Genomic DNA, 6,787 nt, shown 5'->3' with positions numbered 1-6,787 from the left:
TTTGGGTATCACGCTCGCGCAGGCTACTAACCTTGCTCAAACCCCCCATCTTTTTGCTGATTGAGGACATCCATGGATTACGCCTACGACGACCAGAACATCTTTGCCAAAATTCTGCGGGGGGAAATCCCCAACAGGACGGTCTATGAAAATGAACACGCTCTGGCATTCGAGGATATCGCTCCACAAGCGCCCGTCCATGTGCTGGTTGTCCCCAAGGGCCCCTACATGAGCCTCGATCATTTCGCCCGCGATGCAAGCCCTGCCGAACAAGCCGGGTTCTTTCAGGCGATCGCAGAAGTCTGCAAGATATCGGGATTGGAAGATGGGTTTCGGGGTGTCTCAAACACCCGCATCCATGGCGTCCAAGATGTGCCGCATTATCACATGCATATATTGGGTGGGCGCCCGTTGGGGCGGATGCTGGCCGATTAAACCACGCTTTCTGCCGTGCGGAAGTTTATTTGGGATTAAGAAGCCGGATCATCGGCCAGAGGTAAGTGACAGGAAGACGTCCTCAAGATCCGCTTCCCGGGTCTTGACGTCTTTGATTGTGATTCCCGCGTCGCGCACCAATGTCAGGATTTCATCGGCAGGTGTGGCGCTGCTTTGGTAGGTGAAGGTCAAAGTGCCGTCGCTGTGCTTTTGTCCAATGATTGTGTCTGGAAGCTCCGGCAGAGATGCGTCCGGTTGTGGTGTGATGACCAGCGTTTTGCTGTCCAGCCGCCCCAGCAGGTTTTCTGTGCTGTCGCGGATGATGACCTCGCCGTGGTTGATGATGGCGATGTCGTCACACATTTGTTCGGCCTCTTCGAGGTAGTGGGTTGTCAGAATGATCGTCATCCCTTGCTCGTTGAGTTTCCGCACGTTTTTCCAAAGCAGATTTCTGAGCTCGATATCCACGCCTGCGGTCGGTTCATCAAGCACCAGAATTTGTGGTGAGTGAACCAAGGCTTTCCCCAAGAGCAATCTGCGGCGCATGCCGCCCGACAAAGATCGCGCATAGGCGTTGGCCTTGTCGGTCAGGCCGATGAGTTCAAGGATTTCGGCGGTTTTGCGCTGCGATTTTGGCACCCCATAGAGCCCAGCCTGCACGTCAAGCGAGCCCGCTGGCGTGAAAAACGGGTCAAGATGTGGCTCCTGCGGCATAATCCCGATGGCGGCCCGGGATTGCCGCGGATTCTCATCCTGGTCAAAGCCCCAGATTTTTACCCGGCCTTCCGTTTTCACAACCAAACCGGCCAGGATATTGATGAGCGTTGATTTACCTGCGCCGTTCGGGCCCAAGAGCCCGAAAATTGAGCCGCGCGGAATTGCCAGATCGATGCCTTTCAAGGCTTCTTTGGCCGGGCTGCGCCCGGTGGCGGCATAGGTCTTTTTCAACCCTTGAATTTCTATCGCATTGTCAGACATGCTGTCTTTCCCCCGTGCCGCCTGTGCGGTATATCTTACCCATCTAAGGCGGGCCCGGCCCCGCGGCAACCAAACAGGTAGATCAATGGCGACACCCGCACCCGAGACCAAGATTGTTCACGACTGGCGCGTGGCTTGCGACGGTGGCGAAGGCGCGTTGGGGCATCCCCGTGTTTGGCTGCAGATTCCGCAGGAACATGGCTGGATTGAATGTCCGTATTGCGATGCCAAGCTGGTCCACAAGGAATTTGAAGGCAAAATCTAAGCGTTGGCGCACATCCCGCACAGAAACTGTTCGCGGATGTGCATTTTCCAACAGCAACAATTGCCCTATCTCCGGTGGTAATCATCCAAGGAGTTTGAAATGACTTTCCGACCTGTAACCCAAACCACCCGCGCGCAGCCCACGATGGAAGGCGCAGGGGTTCATTTGCACCGTGTTTTCGGGTTCGGCGATACCTCTGAGAGCGATCCGTTTTTGCTGCTCGATGATTTCCGCAACGATATTCCCGCGCATTACGAACGCGGATTTCCGTGGCACCCACACCGTGGCATCGAAACGATCACCTATGTGCTTGAAGGCGAGGTCGAGCATGGCGATTCGCTCGGTAACCGCGGCACGCTTGGTGCGGGCTCGGTCCAGTGGATGACATCCGGTTCAGGTATCTTGCATCAGGAGATGCCCAAGGGGAACACTGCCGGTCAGATGCATGGCTTTCAGCTCTGGGCCAATCTGCCGTCCTCGCTCAAGATGACCGCACCCCGCTATCAAGACATCGCGGGGCACGATGTGCCAGAGATTATCGACGATGATGGTACGCGCGTGAAGATCATCACGGGCAAGTTTTGGGGCAAGGCGGGGCCTGTTGACGGTATTGCGGCTGACCCGCTCTATCTTGATGTGTCGATCCCGCCGAACGGGCGCAAGACTTTGCCCGTGGATACCCGTGCGAATGCATTTGCCTATGTTTTTGCGGGCAAGGGCAGTTTTGTTGATGCGGCAAACCCCGTCGGTGTCCGCGTCGAAAAAGAAGTGGCCGGCGAGGAGCTCAACATTCGGGACATGACCGGAAACCGCACGCTGGTCCGGTTTGGCAATGGCGATGATGTGACCGTTCAAGCTGGTCCTGAAGGTGTGCGTTTCTTGCTGGTCGCGGGTCGTCCTATTGAGGAACCCGTCGCATGGCATGGCCCGATCGTGATGAATACGCAGGCCGAACTGCACCAAGCGATGAAAGACCTGCAAAACGGGACCTTCATCAAGGCCGCGCACTAGACCATGTGCCCCCCTCGCTATAGGTGTTGAGAAACATTTTGAGGGGGGCTTACCCATGGTGTTCGGCAAAGGCTGTCATCTGCATCTGATCGACGGATCTGCGTTTATTTTCCGCGCCTACCACGCGTTGCCCCCCCTAACGCGCAAGTCGGATGGGTTGCCTGTCGGTGCCGTCAGCGGCTTTGTGAACATGCTACAGCGCTACGTTGAGGGCAACAATGGGACTGACGCGGCCACCCATGTTGCGGTGATTTTCGACAAAGGCAGCCATACGTTCCGCAATGACATGTACGACCAGTACAAGGCCAATCGAGAGGCCATGCCAGAGGATCTGCGCCCGCAAATCCCACTGACCCGCGTTGCCACCAAAGCCTTTAACATTGCTTGCGAAGAGGTCGAAGGCTTTGAAGCCGACGATATCATTGCCACACTTGCCCATCAGGCCCGCGACGCTGGTGGGCGCGTCACCATTGTATCGTCCGACAAGGACCTGATGCAGCTCGTTGGGGAGGGCGTTGAAATGCTCGATCCGATGAAGAACAAGCGGATCGACGCAGACGGCGTGATCGAGAAATTCGGCGTTGGGCCGGAGCGCGTGGTAGATGTGCAGGCTTTGGCAGGTGATAGCGTTGACAATGTGCCTGGCGCGCCAGGGATCGGCGTCAAGACGGCGGCACTTTTGATAAACGAATACGGTGATCTGGAAAGTCTGCTGGACCGCGCGGGCGAAATCAAACAACCCAAGCGCCGTGAGACGCTGATCGCTAATCGCGCGCAGATTGAGCTGTCCAAGCGGCTTGTGCAGCTTGATTGCGATATGACGCTGGAATTCACGCTTGATGATCTGGAGGTCCGCGAACCGGATGCAGAGGTGCTGATGGGCTTCTTGGCAGAAATGGAATTCCGCACGGTTACCAAGCGTATTGCCGACAAGCTTGGCGTTGAGGCGCCTGCGATTGAGATTGCGGCCCCGGCAGACGCGACAGCCGCCCCCGAAGCCGTGGATTTCACCCCTGAGACCTACGAATGCGTCCGCGACGCCGCCGCTTTGCAGTTGTGGATTAACCAAATTCATGAGCGCGGCTATGTGGCCGTTGATACCGAAACCACCGGCCTCAATGACATGACGGCAGAGCTGGTCGGGATTTCGCTTTGTGTTGAGGCGGGGCAGGCTTGTTACATCCCTCTGACGCACAAATCAGCGGTGTCTGATGATCTGTTCGGTTCAGATGACATCGCCGAAGGGCAGATGGGTTTTGAGAACTGTCTGGCGCTTCTCAAGCCCGTGCTTGAAGACCCGGCCATCATCAAGATCGGTCAGAATATGAAGTATGACGCCAAGATCTTTGCGCGACTTGGTATTACCGTTGATCCGATCGATGACACCATGCTGATGTCTTATGCGATGAATGCTGGCCTGCATAATCATGGCATGGATACCCTTTCAGAACAGTACCTTGGCCACACACCCATCCCGATCAAACCGCTTCTTGGTACGGGCAAATCCGCGATCACCTTTGATCGCGTGCCGATTGATGAGGCGGTGAAATACGCAGCCGAAGATGCCGATATCACTTTGCGACTATGGCAACTCTTTAAGCCGCTATTGCACACCAAGCAGGTCACAACCGTTTATGAAACGATGGAACGTCCGCTGGTTCCTGTGCTGGCCCAGATGGAGCGTCATGGGATAAAGGTTGACCGCGATACGCTTAGCCGGATGTCGAATGCCTTTGCCCAGAAAATGGCTGGGCTGGAAGCTGAACTACACGAAAAGGCAGGGCGCCCCTTCAACGTCCAGTCGGCCGCGCAAGTCGGGGAAATCCTCTTTGCGGAGATGGGTCTAGAAGGAGGTAAGAAAACTAAAACAGGACAGTGGCAAACAACTGCTGATGTGCTTGAGGACCTGGCGACTGAATACGAATTCCCAGCTAGAGTATTGGACTACCGCCAGCTCCAGAAGCTGAAATCGACCTATACGGATGCGCTGCAAGAACACATCAACCCGGAGACGGGCCGCGTGCATACGTCTTATTCGATTGCGGGCGCGAACACCGGGCGTCTGGCGTCCACGGACCCGAACTTGCAGAATATTCCGGTTCGCTCCGAGGAAGGGCGTCGCATTCGTGAGGCTTTCGTGGCTGATGCGGGAAAGGTCATCGTCAGTCTCGACTACAGCCAGATTGAGCTGCGTATTCTGGCGCATGTGGCGGGGATTGATGCGCTGAAACAGGCGTTCCTCGATGGCATCGACATTCATGCCATGACCGCGTCCGAAATGTTCGACGTGCCGTTGGATGAAATGACGCCGGACGTGCGCCGTCAAGCCAAGGCGATCAACTTTGGTGTAATCTACGGCATTTCGGGCTTTGGTCTGGCGCGCAATCTGCGCATCCCGCGTGGCGAAGCGCAGGGCTTCATCGACCGCTATTTTGAGCGTTTCCCTGGCATTCGCCAATACATGGATGACACTGTGGCCTTTGCGAAAGAGCACAAATATGTCCAGACGCTCTTTGGGCGCAAGATCAACACACCGCAGATTGACGCAAAGGGCCCACAGGCTGGATTTGCGAAGCGGGCGGCAATCAACGCACCGATCCAAGGCACGGCAGCAGATGTGATCCGGCGCGCGATGATCCGTATGCCAGCCGCGATTGAGGGCATCCCCGCGAAGATGTTGCTACAGGTCCATGACGAACTAATCTTTGAGGTCGAAGCGGGGGCTGTCGATGATCTGATCGGTGCCGCACGTGATGTGATGGAAAACGCCAGCGATCCAGCAGTGAAGTTGGATGTGAAGCTAGCCGTGGATGCCGGGCAGGGGGCGAATTGGGCAGAGGCGCACTGAGTTTGGGTTGCTCCAGCAGACCGGAATCAAGCCGCAGGCGCCGGTCTGATCGGCGTCACGCCCCACGGTTCGGCGATCTGCCTGATTGGTTCCGGTAGATGTGAAGTCTCAGCCCAATTTGCGGCAGATGCAGGGCAGAGAACCACTATTCGTGCTGAACGATAACGGCTTCGAAGTCCTCTTCGCTTGTCACCACGGTATGATGGCCTTTTCCGCTTTTGTCTTCCATGTGCCAGACATCGCCCACGCCAATGTCCCGCGCCTCGCCGTCGCTTGCGGTCACGCGGACTTGGCCCGCCATACAAACAAGTTTTTGCGCAACTGGTGTTGGGTGAATAGGCTCGTCCCAGCCTGACCGGAGCCGTAGGAACAGAACGCTCTGGACGGGCTCCGCTTCAGAAATTTCAATCGCCTGAGCGGGCGGCGCGAAGCTACGTTCTTGCAAGGCGACATCGACGGTTTCCCAATGGCTCTCACCGTCGGCGTCGCTGTACAGTTTGTGAAACTTCATCGGCACGCACCTTTGATTATTAAGGTCGGATCCATCTTTGCGTGCGCGAAATGATATGTCGAATGAAATCTGGGACGGCTCGTTGCCATGAAAAAGCGCGCCACCCAAAGGTGACGCGCGCGGATCTGCGGGTGTTACGGTTTAGTTGACCGACTTGGCCTCAACCAAATGCGCATCTTTTTTCGTATCCGTAGAAATCGCGATCCGGCGTGGCTTGAGCGCCTCTGGCACTTCGCGGACAAGATCAACGTTCAGCATGCCGTTTTCATGGGATGCACCTGTCACGCGAACATGATCGGCCAAGTGGAAGCGACGCTCAAACGCGCGGGTGGCGATACCACGGTGTAGATAGTTGCGCTCACTTTCATCGGCGGCCTTGCGGCCTGTGACATGAAGGCTACGGTCTTTCACCTCAATCGCAAGGTCATCGTCAGAGAAACCAGCGACGGCGATGGAAATACGCCATCCGTCATCATCTGTTTTCTCTATGTTATATGGGGGGTAGCTGTTCTGGCCGACGTCATTGGCAAGGGCACGATCCATGAGATCGGCAACTTGGTCAAAGCCAACGGTGGCACGGTAAAGTGGTGTCAGGTCAAATGCACGCATTTGGGTCATCCTTTTTGCTAAGCGATAACAATGTGTGACCTTCCCATCCGGGACAGGCCGTTTGTCACGGGCCCCGTCATTGGCGACCCGATACAGATCATCTGGGAAGGATAACCATAGGTTTCAAGTC

General features: G+C 56.1%; 7 protein-coding genes. 4 read left to right on the top strand and 3 right to left on the bottom strand.

From position 1 onward, the window contains the following. Positions 1-72 precede the first annotated feature (72 nt). Positions 73-435 (top strand): HIT domain-containing protein, encoded by a 363-nt coding sequence (locus tag ACFDSS_RS12695; RefSeq protein WP_375256103.1) that lies wholly within the window; start codon positions 73-75, stop codon positions 433-435. Positions 436-483: 48 nt separating this feature from the next. Here ACFDSS_RS12695 and ACFDSS_RS12690 read toward each other — a convergent pair whose 3' ends face one another. Further along, the gene (locus ACFDSS_RS12690) at positions 484-1,413 is read right to left on the bottom strand and encodes an ABC transporter ATP-binding protein (protein WP_375256102.1); all 930 of its coding nucleotides are present in this window, start codon (positions 1,411-1,413) and stop codon (positions 484-486) included. Between the two features lie 85 nt (positions 1,414-1,498). Between ACFDSS_RS12690 and ACFDSS_RS12685 the strand changes: the two genes are divergently transcribed. The 3 genes from ACFDSS_RS12685 to polA all read left to right on the top strand — a co-directional run bounded on the left by ACFDSS_RS12685 (position 1,499) and on the right by polA (position 5,537). After that, complete coding sequence (locus tag ACFDSS_RS12685; protein WP_375256101.1) at positions 1,499-1,678, top strand: zinc-finger domain-containing protein; 180 nt, start codon at positions 1,499-1,501, stop codon at positions 1,676-1,678. Between the two features lie 99 nt (positions 1,679-1,777). Beyond that, a complete protein-coding gene (locus tag ACFDSS_RS12680; protein WP_375256100.1) occupies positions 1,778-2,689 on the top strand; it encodes a pirin family protein in 912 nt (303 codons plus the stop codon). 55 nt (positions 2,690-2,744) lie between these two features. Continuing rightward, complete coding sequence (gene polA, locus ACFDSS_RS12675) at positions 2,745-5,537, top strand: DNA polymerase I (RefSeq protein WP_375256099.1); 2,793 nt, start codon at positions 2,745-2,747, stop codon at positions 5,535-5,537. Positions 5,538-5,682: 145 nt separating this feature from the next. Here the strand turns inward: polA and ACFDSS_RS12670 are convergent, their stop codons facing one another. Next, the gene (locus tag ACFDSS_RS12670) at positions 5,683-6,048 is read right to left on the bottom strand and encodes a cupin (RefSeq protein WP_375256098.1); all 366 of its coding nucleotides are present in this window, start codon (positions 6,046-6,048) and stop codon (positions 5,683-5,685) included. Between the two features lie 141 nt (positions 6,049-6,189). After that, positions 6,190-6,657, bottom strand: a complete 468-nt coding sequence (locus ACFDSS_RS12665) for an Hsp20 family protein (RefSeq protein ID WP_375256097.1) — start codon at positions 6,655-6,657, stop codon at positions 6,190-6,192. Positions 6,658-6,787 lie beyond the last annotated feature (130 nt).

The sequence above is a fragment of the Yoonia sp. genome (assembly GCF_042093035.1).
GTDB lineage: Bacteria > Pseudomonadota > Alphaproteobacteria > Rhodobacterales > Rhodobacteraceae > Yoonia.
Note: the sequence above shows the minus strand (reverse complement) of the source record. Positions and strands in the feature narration are given on the sequence as shown.

What these genes read in the sequence shown, in the direction of transcription:
- ACFDSS_RS12695 (WP_375256103.1), top strand. Translation starts at nt 73, where the DNA reads ATGGATTACGCCTACGACGACCAGAACATCTTTGCCAAAATTCTGCGG.
- ACFDSS_RS12690 (WP_375256102.1), bottom strand. Translation starts at nt 1,413, where the DNA reads ATGTCTGACAATGCGATAGAAATTCAAGGGTTGAAAAAGACCTATGCC.
- ACFDSS_RS12685 (WP_375256101.1), top strand. Translation starts at nt 1,499, where the DNA reads ATGGCGACACCCGCACCCGAGACCAAGATTGTTCACGACTGGCGCGTG.
- ACFDSS_RS12680 (WP_375256100.1), top strand. Translation starts at nt 1,778, where the DNA reads ATGACTTTCCGACCTGTAACCCAAACCACCCGCGCGCAGCCCACGATG.
- polA (WP_375256099.1), top strand. Translation starts at nt 2,745, where the DNA reads ATGGTGTTCGGCAAAGGCTGTCATCTGCATCTGATCGACGGATCTGCG.
- ACFDSS_RS12670 (WP_375256098.1), bottom strand. Translation starts at nt 6,048, where the DNA reads ATGAAGTTTCACAAACTGTACAGCGACGCCGACGGTGAGAGCCATTGG.
- ACFDSS_RS12665 (WP_375256097.1), bottom strand. Translation starts at nt 6,657, where the DNA reads ATGCGTGCATTTGACCTGACACCACTTTACCGTGCCACCGTTGGCTTT.